The organism is Niallia oryzisoli (genome assembly GCF_036670025.1).
In the GTDB taxonomy this organism is placed as follows: Bacteria; Bacillota; Bacilli; order Bacillales; family Cytobacillaceae; genus Bacillus_BD; species Bacillus_BD oryzisoli.
Map to the genome: position 1 here is coordinate 1,712,179 of NZ_CP137640.1, position 15,705 is coordinate 1,727,883.

Below are 15,705 nucleotides of genomic sequence, written 5' to 3' on the forward strand. Positions count from 1 at the left end.
AGATAGATGAGGTGTTTTATGTGAGCAGACGCATCAACAAAGTGTTAGTTGCGAATAGAGGGGAAATTGCCATCCGCGTTTTTAGGGCGTGTACTGAATTAAATATTCGCACTGTTGCGATTTATTCGAATGAGGATTCTAATTCATTACATCGTTATAAAGCGGATGAGGCCTACTTAGTAGGAGAAGGAAAAAAGCCAATTGACGCTTATCTTGATATTGAAGGAATTATCGAAATTGCAAAGGATAGTGATGTAGATGCGATCCATCCAGGATATGGTTTCCTCTCTGAAAATATCCATTTTGCAAGAAGATGTGAAGAAGAAGGAATTATATTTATCGGCCCTAAATCCGAACATTTAGATATGTTTGGTGACAAGGTTAAAGCAAGAGAGCAGGCAATCAAAGCTAATATTCCCGTTATTCCTGGCTCTGATGGTCCAGTGAACAGCTTAGAGGATGTAAGAAACTTCGGAGAATCATACGGGTTTCCAATTATCATTAAAGCGTCCTTAGGCGGAGGCGGACGTGGTATGAGGATTGTAAACGGAATCAATGAAGTGGAAGAAGCTTATAATCGTGCGAAGTCAGAAGCAAAAGCTGCTTTTGGAAATGATGAAGTGTATGTTGAGAAATATATTAATCGTCCAAAGCACATTGAAGTGCAAATCATTGGTGACTCAGAAGGGAACATCGTTCATTTATATGAAAGAGACTGTTCAATACAACGACGTCATCAAAAGGTTGTTGAAGTGGCACCAAGTGTTTCGCTTTCAAAAGAACTTCGTCAAGATATCTGTGAAGCAGCAGTCAGCTTAATGAAAAATGTAAACTATTTAAACGCTGGAACTGTTGAATTTTTAGTTGCTGGCGATGAATTTTATTTTATTGAGGTTAACCCTCGCGTACAAGTTGAGCATACAATTACAGAAATGATTACTGGAATTGATATTGTTCAAACACAAATTCTAGTTGCTGAAGGTTATGATCTTTTTGGAGAAAAGGTTGGTATACCGCAGCAAGAGAATATTACAACACATGGTTTTGCCATTCAATCACGTGTAACAACAGAAGATCCGTTAAATAATTTTATGCCGGATGCTGGAAGGATTATGGCATACCGTTCTGGCGGAGGTTTTGGTGTCCGTTTAGATGCTGGTAATGCATACCAAGGCTCAGTCATTACACCATTTTACGATTCATTGCTTGTGAAGGTAACAACACATGCACATACATTTGATCAGGCTGCATCAAAAATGATCCGCAATTTACACGAGTTTCGTATTCGAGGCATTAAAACCAATATTCCATTTTTAATCAATGTGGTCAAACATGAAAAATTCATTACTGGAGATTATGACACATCATTTATTGATGAGACTCCAGAACTATTTATTTTTCCAAAACGAAAAGACCGCGGAACAAAATTGCTGAACTATATTGGAACCGTATCAATTAATGGCTTCCCAGGTATTGAGAAAAAGAAAAGACCTATTTTTGAAAAGCCAAGAGTTCCTAAAATCGCGCATAGTCTCGACGTGCAAAATGGAACAAAACAAATTTTGGATGAGCAAGGTGCAGATGGACTTGTTAAATGGGTGAAGGATCGCAAGGAAGTATTATTGACTGATACAACTTTCCGTGATGCACATCAGTCATTGTTAGCGACAAGAATTCGTACAAATGACTTTAAACATATAGCTGAGCCTACTGCCAAATTACTGCCTGAGCTTTTCTCAATGGAAATGTGGGGAGGGGCAACATTTGACGTTGCCTATCGTTTCTTAAAAGAAGATCCATGGGATCGTTTGTTAACATTAAGAAAACAAATTCCGAATGTGATGTTCCAAATGCTGTTACGATCAGCAAATGCAGTCGGTTATAAAAATTACCCTGATAACGTCATTCGTGAATTTGTTGAAAAGTCAGCCTATGCCGGCATCGATGTATTCCGTATTTTTGACAGTTTAAACTGGGTAAAAGGGATGGAAGTAGCGATTGATGCGGTAAGACAATCAGGAAAAATAGCTGAAGCTGCTGTTTGTTATACTGGGGACATTACGGATCCAACAAGAAGTAAATATGATATTCAATATTACAAAAATATTGCTAAAGAACTTGAGGCCCAAGGTGCTCATATTTTAGCGATTAAAGATATGGCTGGTTTATTAAAACCTGAAGCGGCTTATCAATTAATTTCTGAATTGAAAGCCACGATTGATATTCCAATTCATCTGCACACGCATGATACGAGCGGAAATGGAATTTATACGTACTCACGAGCAATTGATGCCGGTGTTGATATCGTCGATGTGGCAATCAGCTCTATGGCAGGCTTAACATCACAGCCAAGTGCGAATACATTGTTCTACGCGCTGCAAGGAAATGAACGTCAGCCTGATGTAAAAGTAGAAGCTTTAGAGAGCCTTTCACATTATTGGGAAGATGTACGAAAGTATTACCGTGATTTTGAATCAGGCATGGTTGCTCCACATACTGAAGTGTACCAGCACGAAATGCCGGGCGGACAATACAGTAATTTACAACAGCAAGCGAAAGGTGTTGGTCTTGGTGACCAATGGGATGATGTAAAGAGAATGTATGCCCGTGTAAATCAAATGTTTGGTGACATTGTAAAGGTAACTCCTTCTTCAAAGGTTGTTGGTGACATGGCTTTATTCATGGTTCAAAACAACTTAACGGAAGAGGATGTTTTAACAAAAGGTGATACAATTGATTTCCCTGACTCTGTTGTTGAGTTATTTATGGGATATTTAGGTCAGCCTCATGGAGGATTCCCGAAAGAATTGCAAAAAGTTATTCTAAAAGGGAAGGATCCTATTACCGTTCGTCCTGGTGAATTGCTAGAACCAGTTGATTTTAAAGCATTAAGGGATGAATTGTATCAGGAGCTTGGCCGAGAAGTAACTGCTCATGATGTGATTGCCTATGCACTGTATCCAAAAGTTTTCTTAGAATATGCTAAAACGGTTCAACTTTATGGAGACCTTTCCGTTCTTGATACGCCAACATTCCTGTATGGGCTTCGTCTGGGAGAAGAAATTCAGGTTGAAATTGAAACAGGTAAAACGCTTATTGTGAAGCTGGTATCTGTTGGACAACCACAGGCAGATGGTACAAGAACAGTTTATTTTGAGTTAAACGGACAATCTCGTGAGGTTGCTGTAAAAGATGAAAGCATTAAATCAACGATCCAAACCAAAGTGAAGGCTGATCCAAAAAATCCAAATCATATATCTGCAACAATGCCTGGAACTGTAGTAAAAGTGCTTGTTGAAAAAGGTGAGAGTGTGGAAAAAGGTGATCACTTAATGATTACTGAGGCAATGAAAATGGAAACAACTGTTCAAGCTCCATTTTCAGGAGTCGTTAAAGATATTTATGCACAAAGTGGAGAAGCAATTCAAACAGGGGATCTACTCATTGAATTGGCAAAATAAAGCTAAAAAAAAGAGTTACAGCCAAGCTGTAACTCTTTTTTTTATTTCACTGTTATGATAGGTGAAGTTGGAGATTGATTTTCATCTGCTGTTTGATTTTTCTTAATCTGAAGGGCAGTTACATTGAGGTTGCTTCTGTATGCCAAGAGGATAAAATAACTCAACATCCCAAACAAACAGGAAATGAAAAAGGCATGTGCTAATGCGATATACAAATTACCTCGTAAGAAAACAATGAAAGCACCGGCTGTGACCTGTAATGAGACTAGAATGAAAGAAATGATCCAGCCCCAATATATGATCTTTTCATGACGATAATGTTTTATTGCTAAAAACGTAATGTAAGCAATCCAGACAAAAATGAAACCTGCTGCTGCACGGTGACCCATTTGCACCCATTCATACATATTGGTTGGAAGTCCAGGCTGGTCATTAAGACATAGAGGCCAGTCCCGGCAAACAAGACTTGCATTCACATGGCGTACAAGTGCACCAGTGTAGACAACGATAAAACTATACAGTGACACACCAATGATATGTTTTTTCATTCGTTTGTCGAGAATAAGTTTCTCAGCTTTAAATTTTTTATCTACTTCAAATATGAGTAGCGTCAAAAGAAAAACGGTTGAAAAAGAAACCAATGAAATTCCAAAATGAGCTGCCAAAATAAAATCAGATTGTCCCCAAATGACGGCTGCCGCACCGATAAGTCCTTGCAAAATTAGAAATAGTAATGAAGTGATAATGAGAAATTTGGTTTCTCTAATATGGCCGATAGCCCGCCATGTCATAACCGAAAGAATGATAAGCATAATTCCAACTGATCCAGAGACCATGCGGTGAGCCAGTTCAATAATTAGTTCAATGGTAATTTCATCAGGGATGAGCTGTCCATTACAAAGTGGCCACGAGCGGCCGCATCCCATTCCAGATTCTGTTTTTGTTACCAATGCTCCGCCTAAAAGTATGAAGAGCATCCCGATTGTCGTTAATACTGAAAACCACTTGAGAGAACGATGCAATTTTTTCACCTACTTAGAAAAAGTTCTTATTATTGCTATAGTAATACATTAATGGATATAATAAAATAAATACACAAAATAATATTACTATTCTAACCATAGCGAATTATTGCTAAATTACAATAAAAACACTATTTATTTTACATAATAATTGTAACAAATGATGATATGGTAAATAAATTGTATTTTTTACTGATATTAACATGAAAACAGTTGAAACTTACAAGATTGTTTGTTAGAAATATAGATAAGAGAGAAAATTTAGAAGATAAAATGTTTAATAAAAATTCAAAAATAATCTTAATTTCCTTCATTATGGCACTAAAATAACAATAATGGAAATAAAATATACTTGCAAGACACACTTTTTTCATAATTTATTCAAAAAAAGTTCACAAAAATCGTCGAAAGTGTGATTTAATATACTGAAGAGAGGCATAATGATTTAATATTCAGTTAACATTATAGCGTCATTAATAATAGTACATATTAATATATTTATTCATTCATTTATGATTTCCATGCTGTCTATCTGATTTAATGATGTAAGGAAGCAGCATAAGCGGGGGATATGGTTGAAGTACTTGTATAACGGAAAAGGGGAGGAAGTAGTATGTCTGGTTCTAGAACCATTTCAGAAGCTGTTATGACAAGCGAAGATGACAGCATAAAAGCAAAGATACCAGAGACAACTGCATGGAAGGATTTTCTCGCACTAATAAAGATTGGTATAGTCAATTCGAATTTAATTACAACTTTTACTGGCATATGGCTTGCACTTACAGTGACTGATAAACGATTCTTTGATAATCTGGACATGATATTTTTTGCATTATTAGGTTCAGCGCTTATCATGGCAGGGTCCTGCACTCTTAATAACTACATAGATCGTGATATTGACCATTTGATGGAGAGAACAAAAGCAAGACCAACTGTAACAGGGAAAATGAATCCGATAAAGGTTGCCTTAATAGGATTGCTATTTATTTTATTTGGATTATTGTTACTTCTGTGCACGACCGTTTCAGCGGCTGTTATTGGCTTGGTAGGGGTTTTCAGCTACGTTGTTGTTTATTCGATGTGGTCCAAGCGTAAGCATGTATCAAATACAGTAGTAGGCAGTGTTTCCGGTGCAGTACCGCCGTTAATTGGCTGGGCTGCGGTTGATCCAAATCTTGACATCATGGCATGGATGTTATTTCTGATTATGTTTGCGTGGCAGCCGCCTCATTTTTATGCCTTGGCAATGAGACGTGTGGAAGAATATCGAGCAGCGAGTATTCCAATGCTTCCAGTTATAAAGGGATTCAAAGAAACTAAACGGCATATCTATTTATGGGTGATTGCTTTGTTACCGCTTCCGTTTTTTATGACTGAATTAGGAATACCATTTGTTGTATTAGCAACTGTGTTAAATGTTGGCTGGATTATAACAGGAATATATGCCAATCGGTTTAAGAATGATATGAAGTGGGCAAAATTAATGTTTGTGTATTCATTACAATATTTAACCATTATGTTTGTTTCGATGGTTATTGTGACATTTATATAGTCTTATAACAAATGAAAACCTAGTACATCATTTCTTTATTGATGACACATACATCATGAATTTCAAAAAAGGGCGTCACTCAGGAAAAGGGGATGAGTGGCGTTTCCTTTAGGATTTGGTAGGAAATTCTTTCTTCTAATGGAAAAAACAAGACAGAAAGAATTTATCCATATTTTTATAGCACTATTTAATGTAAGAAATTTTTCACGAAAGAGGGGTATGTATACGCTATGAAGAGGCTATCAAAATGGCGTCTAATTCCGTTATTGTCGGTACTGGCGCTTGTGCTTTCAGGTTGTGGTGAGCCGTTTCTATCCACACTGCAACCAGCAGGGGAAGTTGCAGAAAAACAGTATAATCTAATGTTATTAAGTACTGCAATTATGGTGGGAGTTATTGTTGTTGTTGTCCTAATTTTCTTATTGGTGATTTTGAAATTTAGACGTAAAGATGACAGAATTCCAAAGCAAGTCGAGGGAAGTCATAAATTAGAAATCATGTGGACTACTATTCCGATTATCTTGCTATTGATCTTGGCTGTTCCTACAGTTGCTGCAACATTTCACCTTGGTGATGTTGATGAAATGGACAAGAAAGATACAGATGCGCTTGTCGTAAATGTCCGTGCAAATCTGTATTGGTGGGAGTTTGAATATCCAAACGACAAAATTGTTACTAGTCAAGAGTTAGTCGTACCAACAGATGAAAAAGTATATTTTAATTTAAAGGCTTCAGATGTAAAGCATGCATTTTGGATTCCGGCAGCCGGAGGAAAAATGGATACGAATACAGATAATGTGAACAAGTTCTGGCTGGAATTTGACAGTCAAAAGGCTGAGGAAGCGAAAAATATTTTTTATGGAAAATGTGCAGAACTTTGTGGTCCTTCACATGCATTAATGGACTTTAAAGTGAAGGCGGTTTCGCGGGCAGAATTTGACGCATGGGTTAAGGATATGCAAAGTGTAACAGAGCCAAAACAAGCGACAACTGATCTAGCACAGCAAGGTCAAGAAATCTATAACAACAGCTGTATTGGCTGTCACGCTGTCACACCTTCAAATGCTACACCTGAAGCTGCAAGGATGGCACCGAACTTAACAAACTTTGGGGATCGTACAAAAATCGCCGGTATTCTTGATCATAATGAAGAAAACCTTAAGAAGTGGATTCAAGATCCCGAGAGTATTAAGCCAGGAAATAAAATGACTGGTGCCTATGGCAAGTTGTCAGATCAAGAGCTTGATGCATTGACTGAATATTTGATGAGTTTGAAAATTCAGGATTAATTTGAAATAGAACGTGTTAAGGGGAGGTAAAACTGTGAGTAGCTACGCTCAGAAACAAGGGGTAGGAGCCTTTTTATGGGACTATTTAACAACTGTCGACCATAAAAAAATCGCACACCTTTATTTTATTGCCGGTGCACTGTTTTTCGTTATCGGTGGTCTAGAAGCTATGATGATTCGTATCCAGCTTATGGAGCCAAATAACGATTTTGTCAGTGCTGGATTATTTAATGAAATTATTACGATGCATGGAACAACAATGATTTTTCTTGCGGCAACACCATTATTATTTGCCTTTATGAATGCGATTGTACCGCTTCAAATTGGTGCCCGTGATGTTGCATTTCCATTTATAAACTCATTGGGATTTTGGCTGTTTCTTTTTGGCGGTATCTTTTTAAATCTTTCTTGGTTCCTTGGCGGGGCACCTGATGCAGGCTGGACGTCATATGCATCATTGTCACTTGAATCACCGGGACATGGGATTGATTTTTATACGATTGGCTTACAAATATCTGGATTTGGTACATTGATGTCAGGGATTAACTTCCTTGTAACGATCATCAATATGAGAGCTCCTGGTATGACATTTATGAGGATGCCTCTGTTCACTTGGACTACGTTTGTGGCATCAACACTTATTGTGTTTGCTTTCACTCCGCTTGCAGTCGGTTTATTCTTATTAACATTTGACCGCTTGTTTGGAGCTAATTTCTTTGATGTAGCCGGTGGCGGTAATACGATCATTTATGAACATATTTTCTGGATCTTTGGTCACCCAGAGGTTTATATTTTAATATTACCTGCTTTTGGAATTTTCTCTGAAATTTTCGCGACCTTTTCAAGGAAACGTTTGTTTGGTTATTCATCAATGGTTTTTGCAACTGTTTTAATTGGATTCTTCGGATTCATGGTATGGGCTCACCATATGTTTACAACTGGTCTCGGGCCGATTGCAAATGCGATATTTGCAGTTGCAACAATGGCAATCGCCGTGCCGACTGGTATTAAAATCTTTAACTGGCTTTTTACGATGTGGGGCGGAAGTGTTAAATTTACAACACCGATGTTGTATGCTGTTGCTTTTATCCCATCGTTCGTAATGGGTGGTGTAACAGGTGTCATGCAGGCTGCAGCACCGCTTGATTATCAGCTGCATGATAGTTACTTTATTGTTGCCCATTTCCACTATGTAATTGTCGGCGGGGTTGTTTTAGCGTTATTAGCTGGAACGCATTTCTATTGGCCTAAAATGTTCGGTACAATGCTGAATGAAAAATTAGGTAAAGTATCATTTTGGTTATTCTTAATTGGTTTCCATTTAACATTCTTTATTCAACATTTCCTTGGTTTAATGGGTATGCCTAGACGTGTATTTACATTCCTTCCAAACCAAGGCTGGGAAACGGCTAACTTAATCAGTTCAATCGGTGCATTCGTTATGGCGGCTGCCGTTATTATTTTAGTAATTAACGTTATTGCCACAGTGGTTAAGAATGAAAAGGTTGGTAATGATCCTTGGGAAGATGGACGTACGTTAGAGTGGGCAATTGCTTCTCCGCCGCCATTTTATAATTTTAAACAAACACCGCTTGTACGTGGTTTGGATCCATATTGGATTGAAAAAATGGATGGTAAAAAGAATTTAACACCAGCAGAGCCGCTTGGAGATATTCATATGCCAAATTCATCTTTTACACCATTTATGATCAGCTTTGGTTTGTTTATTGCAGCATTTGGTGCAATGTACCAGTACGACATCAAAACAGATGATGTTTTTGCTAATCCAGCTGCGATCGGTGTCTTTATTGCCGGCTTGGCAATTACCTTTGGATCCATGATGTTCCGCTCTACAAAGGATGATCATGGTTACCATATTCATAAAGAAGACTTAATTGATGATCTGGATAAAGGGGGGAAGGCATAATGCAACTGGAGGAAAAATGGACAGCTGAAACATGGCCGGCTTCACCTGAGAGACAAACCCTTGAAGCGAAGAATAAATTTACTGGTTTTTGGATATTCTTAGGGGGCGAGACCGTACTTTTTGCCACCCTGTTTGCAACATATCTTGCATTAAAGGATAAGGTGCCTAGTACTGAGCATGCATTGGCAAAAGATATGTTTGAGTTACCCTTAGTATTTGCTACAACGATGATTCTATTAACAAGTTCTTTAACAAGTGTATACGCTATGTACCATATGAAGAACTTTCAGTTTAAAAAAATGATGCTGTGGTTAGGAGTTACCGTTCTTTTAGGAGCATCCTTTCTTACTCTTGAAATTTATGAGTTTAATCATTATGTACATGAATTTCATCATACATTTACCAGCAGTGCTTTTGGATCAGCTTTCTATACGCTTACAGGCTTCCATGGGGCCCACGTTGCCTTTGGTCTGTGCTGGATTTTGACATTAATGATCAGAAATGCAAAACGTGGATTAAACCTTTACAATGCTCCAAAATTTTATACAGCCAGTCTTTATTGGCACTTCATTGACGTTGTATGGGTGTTTATCTTCACAGTTGTATATTTAATGGGAATGGTGGGATAATCTGATGAGCAATGAACAACTAAACTCAGTTAACCCTAATGATATCAAGTATCGTCGTAAAAAGAATGCGGAGGAAATGAAGCATCAGGTCATTACATTTGCCCTTATGATTTTCCTTACGCTCGTTTCATTTGTTGCTGTTGGATACGATGGTTTTAGCAGTTGGTTTACAATTCCATTTATTCTATTGCTTGCCGGTGTTCAGGTAGCTTATCAGCTTTATTATTTTATGCATATGAGCCACAAGGGTCATGAGATGCCGGCGCTGTTTATGTTTAGCGGTGTATTTGTCGCCCTCATTACTGTGATTGCGTTCATGACAATTATTTGGTGGTAATACTAAAAAGGAAATCAGCTTGGCTGATTTCCTTTTTATACATTTTCAATAAGCGACAATATTTGAGTGTGTATTATTAAAATAGTATAATTAGTGTTAATAGTTTGAATATGGGTAAGCAAATTATGTTCATCCATCCTTATAAAAAGAGGTGAAAGATTTTGTCGCTTGATATTTTCGGTTTTAGGGCTTTATGGAGTCCATTTTTCTTTATATTTGTGCTATTAGTAACGGCTGGTTATTTTTTATTAACAACAAAATATAACCATGTGTTTAAAGAGAGTAAACCACTTACGAAATCACAGACGATCCTTTTCGTGCTGGTAATGGTATTGATTTACTTTGTTAAAGGGTCTCCACTTGACTTAATGGGACATTTAATGTTCTATGCCCATATGATTCAAATGTCTGTATTATTATTTATTATTCCGCCAATACTTATCACGGCAATACCCGTTTGGCTTTGGGAGAAAATATTGTCAATGCCTATTATAAAGACTGTTTTTGCGTTTTTTACGAGACCGATTATAGCACTTGTTCTTTTTAATGTTACGTTTTCTTTATACCATATTCCGTTCATTTTCGATCTGATCAAAACAACGATGCTGCTTCATGAAACATACACAGGTCTATTATTTTTGTTAGCCCTCTTTATGTGGTGGCCACTTGTTAATAAAATTGATAAAAACCGTAGTATTGTTGGCTTAAAGAAGGTTGCCTATATCTTTGCCAGCGGTGCATTGATACTACCTGCTTGTGCCTTGATTATATTTAATGATAGTCCCATGTATGCAGCATATTCTGATCCAAAGCTATGGGCAAAAGCGTTAACGCTTTGTGTCCCACAGTCAACATTAGCTTCGTTAGATTTAAGCGGTCCGGAAATGTTTACTTCGTTATCGCTTGTTCATGACCAGCAGCTTGGTGGTGTGTTGATGAAAATTATTCAAGAAATAGTCTATGGTATTGTTTTGGCACGTGTATTCTTTGAATGGTATCAAAAAGATCAAGAGGAAACAGATGCAGAGAAGTTAAAGGCGTATCACCCACAGCCTGTTGAATGAGATTTTTTATTTTAGGTGCTGCTCAATAAGGAGAGCACCTTTTTAATACAGTCAAGTAAATTCATCACTAATATATAGATAAAACACTAATAAATTAGTAATGTTTCGTGAACGAATTCTGATTATTATTGAAAAATACTTCCTGCTCGACTAAAATAATAGATAAATAGAAGTAACTGACACATACATATACAGTAAATCTAAAAAGTCGAGAGGACGTTACTATATGGAATATTCATTGCCAATTTTACCTACAATTAGTACCTCATTTATTGTGCTCAGTGCAATAATGGTTGCTATTGGCTGGAATCTAATACGAAAACGGAAAATTGATGCCCATCGAAAGGCTATGTTATGGGCTGCTATTTTCGCGATTGTGTTTTTCTTGATTTATGCAAGCAGAACGATTTTTGTTGGTAATACTAGCTTTGGCGGGCCGGACCACCTGAAAATTTACTATACGATTTTTTTAGTTTTTCATATTACTTTGGCAACAGTTGGAGCTGTAATGGGAATCATATCAATTATTACGGGGTTGAAAAATAATCTTGCAAAGCATCGAAAATTAGGACCAGTCACAAGTATAATTTGGTTTTTTACCGCAATTACAGGTGTTGCCGTATATTTATTACTTTACGTTTTTTACCATGGCGGGGAAACAACCTCTGTTATTAAAGCCATATTAGGTTTTTAATTATGCACCGCAAGCATTGCGGTGTTTTTTGTAATAAAAAAGGCGCTAAATGATGCGCCTTTTCGTAATTAACAGTGTAATATTAGGGTATTTATCTTACTTGGCAAAATGAGCGATTTCTGATTTGAGCTCCGTTAAAATCTTTTCACATTGGGCTGCTAATGATTTTGGGAAACTTTCCCCTTCGCCATACTCAACTCCGTGTGGATAATAATACTTTCCTAGTAATGGAGTCATAAGTTGAATAAGAGCTTTGCCTGCACCAACGTCACCTTCTACTGCATATCCCTGAATACGTAAATAAAAGATGCCTTCTTTTAATTCAAATTTTCGATCGTATGTAACTCTTTCATAATCCCATTGTCCTTCTCGAACTAAGCCATATTCAAGCATACAATCATCTAAACGGCTTAATTCAGCTTTCAACCCTGTGAAACCTTTGTTTTCAAACTTCATTTTTGTCCCCTCCAAGCAAAACGTTATTGTCGAAAAATTATCGTATTGTTTCCAAAAATCTAATTATACTCAAATTTAATAATAGTGCAAAAAAGGCTAAGTTTCAATCGGTTATCGTGAGGAAATTTAGATTTTGCATAATAAATAATGATGAGGAAAGACTAACAAATGGTTAGTCACTTAATTTTTCATCATCATTAAATATAAAATTGGAGGGAACATGAAATGGAAAAAATTCGTGAAATTATGACCGATGATATTGAATGCTGTTCTTTATTAGATAATATGTATGAAGTGGCGTTAAAAATGAAGGAATTAAATGTTGGGGCCATTCCAATTGTGGATCAGGAAAAGCTTGTTGGGATGATTACGGACAGAGATATAGCGGTTCGTGGTGTGGCTGAAAAGAACCCTGGCTCTACAAAGGTTGAAAAAATAATGAGTGATCAACTAGTTACAGTAACTCCTGATACATCCTCAAAAGAAGCGGCAAAATTGATGGCTGATCATCAAATCCGCCGTTTGCCTGTTGTAGAAGGCGATAAGCTTGTTGGTATTGTGAGTCTTGGTGATTTTGCCATCCGAAAATTAACGGATGAACAAGCAGGTCAGGCTCTTTCAGATATTTCGGAACAAACAAATCATATCCAACATTAAGGTGCCTGCGGGTACCTTTTTTAGCATATTGTGAATAGGAAATATTTTATCGAAATCTCTAGACTATTATAATAATTTACACTTTCTTTATAATGCTATAATCGCATTAAGTATTTACAGATTTATTATATAATATAATATAAGCGAACGCTTCCGCTGTGAAAGGGGGTTTATCTCTGAAAACGATTATTAGAGTAATAGCTGTTATTATAATTTTTACAGTAGTTGGTTTTTTTATAAATATTAGTGAAGATCACGAAGATGGGTTAACGAATCAAAATCGTTCGTCTACTGACACAGCGCAATCTACTCAAGGTACTCTACCTGAAGAAGGTGCTGCTACTATCCAAACAGAAGGACTGATTAACCTGATAGGTAAATCGTCAAAAGAGCTGGAAGCGGATCTGGGAAAACCGGTAAGGGTGGATTTATCTGCATATGGCTACAAATGGTGGATATATCATATTAATACGGATAAATATGTTCAAGTGGGTGTAGAAGCAGATAAAGTTGTTACTATTTTTGCAATAGGAAAGGATGTTAATATAAGGCCATTTTATATTGGACAGCCTGTAAGTGAGATTTATGCCGGTTATACGATTGAAACCATTTTTAATCTGAATTACAAAGATACTACATATCAATTTGAGCTATCTGAGGAAGACATTAATTCGCGGCCGCTTATTCGATTAGGAAATGTTTTTGTGCAATTATATATTGATAAATTTTCTGGTAAATTATCGAGTGTTCGGTTGATGGATATTCCAACTCTTATTAAACTTCGCCCGTTTGAGCTGGCCAACAAGGAATTGAAAGCGGCCAAGAATAATGTGGAAGTAGATCCCGAAGAGTTAGCCAAGGATAATGAAAGACAAGTGTTTGATTTAATTAATACTGTAAGAATGCGTTTCGATTTAAAACCATTATTATGGGATGATAACGCCGCAATGATTGCCTATGAACAAAGTGTGAATATGTCTGAAAACAATGGTGGTTCACAGCCGTCCATTCAACCTGAAGAACTGTTGGAGCGTCTAAAAGCGGTTGAATCCAATATTCAAACGGCAGAAGTAATTGTGGCTTCAGATTATTTGGATGCTCCTGCAGTAGTCGAAGGGTTGCTGAATAGTATAGCGCACCGGGAAAAGATTTTAAATAAAGATTATTCCCATACTGGAATCGGTGTTTATAAAACATACTATACGCAGAATCTGTTGCAAGTGTTGAAATAGGTTGAGGCAAAAAGGGTTGAGCGTATCGACCCTTTTTTAGTCTGAAAATGGTTATTGATACTATTGTGGAAGCCATTTTGTTATTCACCAAATCTATCTATACACATATCGTAATATAGGCAATTGTATAGGTTGAGGTGAAACAACGTGGCAGAGAAAAGGCTTCATCCATCGATCGAAGAATTTAAAGCGTTTGTGAAAAAAAACCCACAAGTTCTTGAAGAGGTAAGGATTGGAAAAGCGACACTGCAAGAATTGTATGAGGACTGGTACTTGTTGGGTGAGAATGATGCAAAGTGGGATCAGATTGGTTCTAAATCTGGTCAAACTGAAAAGGAAGTAAAAGGAGATTGGTTTACAAATGTTTTAGGCGCGTTTAAAAAAATGGACCCGGAGCAGTTGCAGCATAATATTAATCATTTAAGCCAGGCTCTCGGGGCTGTACAAGGGGTGCTGTCTCAGTTCCAAAACGGTTCCAATAAAAGCAAACCAAGTTCACCAAATCAAAAGCCGAACCATCCATTTTTATTTAGAAAAGACTAACCAATTAGGGAGCTTGTTATGAGAAAAGATGTCTATAATTATTTGGAACAGAACAAGGAATTACAGTCATTTTTGCGAGAACAACCGATATGGTATCGAAAATTAACCCGGGATCCCAGTCAGCTTCAAACGATGGAAATTGCTTCATTACACTATTATAAAAAAACGATTCCCCATCAGGTTGAAAAGATTTCTTACGGTGTTCAAATGGCTTCTATGATGATAAGTATGTTTCAAGCAATGAATAACCAATCTTAAAAAGGAGGGCAGCCTCCTTTTTTATTTTAAAAAATATGGCAAATAAGAATCGAGTAAAAGACCGTTAATTAGCAAACAATACGATTAGCAATAAGCAAACAAACATTTGTTTCATTCCGAAAACAAATGTAAGGAGTGATAGAATTTTGAAAAAAATATACGTTTTAATCCTATTGTTGTCCTTAAATTTATTAACGGGCTGTCAAAAGGATATACCTGAGCCGGAAGCTAAGGAAAATTCCTTCTCCTTCACCAGGAAAGTACAAGCTTCAGGTTTCAACCTGAATGAAAAGGATCCTTTTATCGTCAAGTACCATGTAAAGGGGAATGATGTCTATATCGAATGCGTTGCAAGCAGTGTTTCGTTTCGAAATAATGATGCAAAAATCATTTTGTCAATTGATGGTAAAGAGTCAGCTGAATATCGACAGGCGGCTTTTATTATTAAAGGGCTTCCAACGGGAGCACACCAGCTTAAATTAGAGCTTAGAAAACAACATGAACAAGCTGCTGTCGCAACAAAAGTAATGAACATTTCTATAAAATAACCAAATGAATACTCCTTTATTTGATGATCAATTAAC

15 protein-coding genes are annotated in these 15,705 nt (G+C 36.9%); 13 read left to right on the top strand and 2 right to left on the bottom strand.

Annotated elements, in window-relative coordinates; all coding sequences use genetic code 11:
* The first annotated feature begins 20 nt into the window (after window positions 1–20).
* Window positions 21–3,461, top strand: a complete 3,441-nt coding sequence (gene pyc / locus R4Z09_RS08655; RefSeq protein WP_338451924.1) for a pyruvate carboxylase — start codon at window positions 21–23, stop codon at window positions 3,459–3,461.
* Window positions 3,462–3,502: 41 nt separating this feature from the next.
* On the opposite strand, the gene R4Z09_RS08660 is transcribed toward pyc, so the two are convergent.
* Window positions 3,503–4,483, bottom strand: coding sequence for a heme A synthase (locus R4Z09_RS08660; RefSeq protein WP_338451925.1), 981 nt, complete (start codon window positions 4,481–4,483; stop codon window positions 3,503–3,505).
* A 613-nt stretch (window positions 4,484–5,096) separates the two neighbouring features.
* Here R4Z09_RS08660 and cyoE point away from each other — a divergent pair.
* From cyoE to R4Z09_RS08695, 7 genes are all read left to right on the top strand, one after another.
* Window positions 5,097–6,035 carry a heme o synthase gene (cyoE, locus tag R4Z09_RS08665; RefSeq protein ID WP_338451926.1) on the top strand — a complete coding sequence of 313 codons (939 nt, stop codon included), beginning with the start codon at window positions 5,097–5,099 and terminating at the stop codon, window positions 6,033–6,035.
* 230 nt (window positions 6,036–6,265) lie between these two features.
* Complete coding sequence (gene coxB, locus R4Z09_RS08670) at window positions 6,266–7,324, top strand: cytochrome c oxidase subunit II (protein WP_338451927.1); 1,059 nt, start codon at window positions 6,266–6,268, stop codon at window positions 7,322–7,324.
* Window positions 7,325–7,358: 34 nt separating this feature from the next.
* On the top strand, window positions 7,359–9,251 hold the full coding sequence (ctaD, locus tag R4Z09_RS08675) for a cytochrome c oxidase subunit I (protein ID WP_338451928.1): 1,893 nt from the start codon (window positions 7,359–7,361) through the stop codon (window positions 9,249–9,251).
* Complete coding sequence (locus R4Z09_RS08680; RefSeq protein WP_338451929.1) at window positions 9,251–9,880, top strand: cytochrome (ubi)quinol oxidase subunit III; 630 nt, start codon at window positions 9,251–9,253, stop codon at window positions 9,878–9,880. Before ctaD ends, R4Z09_RS08680 begins: the two co-directional genes overlap by 1 nt.
* Window positions 9,881–9,884: 4 nt before the next feature.
* Window positions 9,885–10,217: a cytochrome c oxidase subunit IVB gene (ctaF, locus tag R4Z09_RS08685; protein WP_338451930.1), complete on the top strand. Its 333-nt coding sequence runs from the start codon at window positions 9,885–9,887 to the stop codon at window positions 10,215–10,217.
* Window positions 10,218–10,378: 161 nt separating this feature from the next.
* Window positions 10,379–11,281: a cytochrome c oxidase assembly factor CtaG gene (gene ctaG, locus R4Z09_RS08690; RefSeq protein WP_338451931.1), complete on the top strand. Its 903-nt coding sequence runs from the start codon at window positions 10,379–10,381 to the stop codon at window positions 11,279–11,281.
* A 226-nt stretch (window positions 11,282–11,507) separates the two neighbouring features.
* Window positions 11,508–11,975, top strand: a complete 468-nt coding sequence (locus R4Z09_RS08695) for a DUF420 domain-containing protein (RefSeq protein WP_338451932.1) — start codon at window positions 11,508–11,510, stop codon at window positions 11,973–11,975.
* Window positions 11,976–12,071: 96 nt separating this feature from the next.
* On the opposite strand, the gene R4Z09_RS08700 is transcribed toward R4Z09_RS08695, so the two are convergent.
* Window positions 12,072–12,431, bottom strand: coding sequence for a YugN family protein (locus R4Z09_RS08700; RefSeq protein ID WP_338451933.1), 360 nt, complete (start codon window positions 12,429–12,431; stop codon window positions 12,072–12,074).
* 225 nt (window positions 12,432–12,656) lie between these two features.
* Here R4Z09_RS08700 and R4Z09_RS08705 point away from each other — a divergent pair, with 225 nt between their 5' ends.
* From R4Z09_RS08705 to R4Z09_RS08725, 5 genes are all read left to right on the top strand, one after another.
* Complete coding sequence (locus R4Z09_RS08705) at window positions 12,657–13,088, top strand: CBS domain-containing protein (protein ID WP_338451934.1); 432 nt, start codon at window positions 12,657–12,659, stop codon at window positions 13,086–13,088.
* Window positions 13,089–13,246: 158 nt separating this feature from the next.
* Window positions 13,247–14,320, top strand: a complete 1,074-nt coding sequence (locus tag R4Z09_RS08710) for a CAP domain-containing protein (protein WP_338451935.1) — start codon at window positions 13,247–13,249, stop codon at window positions 14,318–14,320.
* A 147-nt stretch (window positions 14,321–14,467) separates the two neighbouring features.
* Complete coding sequence (gene ylbD / locus R4Z09_RS08715) at window positions 14,468–14,863, top strand: YlbD family protein (protein WP_338451936.1); 396 nt, start codon at window positions 14,468–14,470, stop codon at window positions 14,861–14,863.
* An 18-nt stretch (window positions 14,864–14,881) separates the two neighbouring features.
* On the top strand, window positions 14,882–15,121 hold the full coding sequence (locus R4Z09_RS08720; protein WP_338451937.1) for a YlbE-like family protein: 240 nt from the start codon (window positions 14,882–14,884) through the stop codon (window positions 15,119–15,121).
* 146 nt (window positions 15,122–15,267) lie between these two features.
* Window positions 15,268–15,669, top strand: coding sequence for a hypothetical protein (locus R4Z09_RS08725; RefSeq protein ID WP_338451938.1), 402 nt, complete (start codon window positions 15,268–15,270; stop codon window positions 15,667–15,669).
* The last annotated feature ends 36 nt before the right edge of the window (window positions 15,670–15,705 follow it).

Excerpts from the sequence above, each read along its gene's own strand:
- cyoE (WP_338451926.1), top strand. The coding sequence starts at position 5,097 with ATGTCTGGTTCTAGAACCATTTCAGAAGCTGTTATGACAAGCGAAGAT.
- coxB (WP_338451927.1), top strand. The coding sequence starts at position 6,266 with ATGAAGAGGCTATCAAAATGGCGTCTAATTCCGTTATTGTCGGTACTG.
- R4Z09_RS08680 (WP_338451929.1), top strand. The coding sequence starts at position 9,251 with ATGCAACTGGAGGAAAAATGGACAGCTGAAACATGGCCGGCTTCACCT.
- ctaF (WP_338451930.1), top strand. The coding sequence starts at position 9,885 with ATGAGCAATGAACAACTAAACTCAGTTAACCCTAATGATATCAAGTAT.
- R4Z09_RS08695 (WP_338451932.1), top strand. The coding sequence starts at position 11,508 with ATGGAATATTCATTGCCAATTTTACCTACAATTAGTACCTCATTTATT.
- R4Z09_RS08700 (WP_338451933.1), bottom strand. The coding sequence starts at position 12,431 with ATGAAGTTTGAAAACAAAGGTTTCACAGGGTTGAAAGCTGAATTAAGC.
- R4Z09_RS08705 (WP_338451934.1), top strand. The coding sequence starts at position 12,657 with ATGGAAAAAATTCGTGAAATTATGACCGATGATATTGAATGCTGTTCT.
- R4Z09_RS08720 (WP_338451937.1), top strand. The coding sequence starts at position 14,882 with ATGAGAAAAGATGTCTATAATTATTTGGAACAGAACAAGGAATTACAG.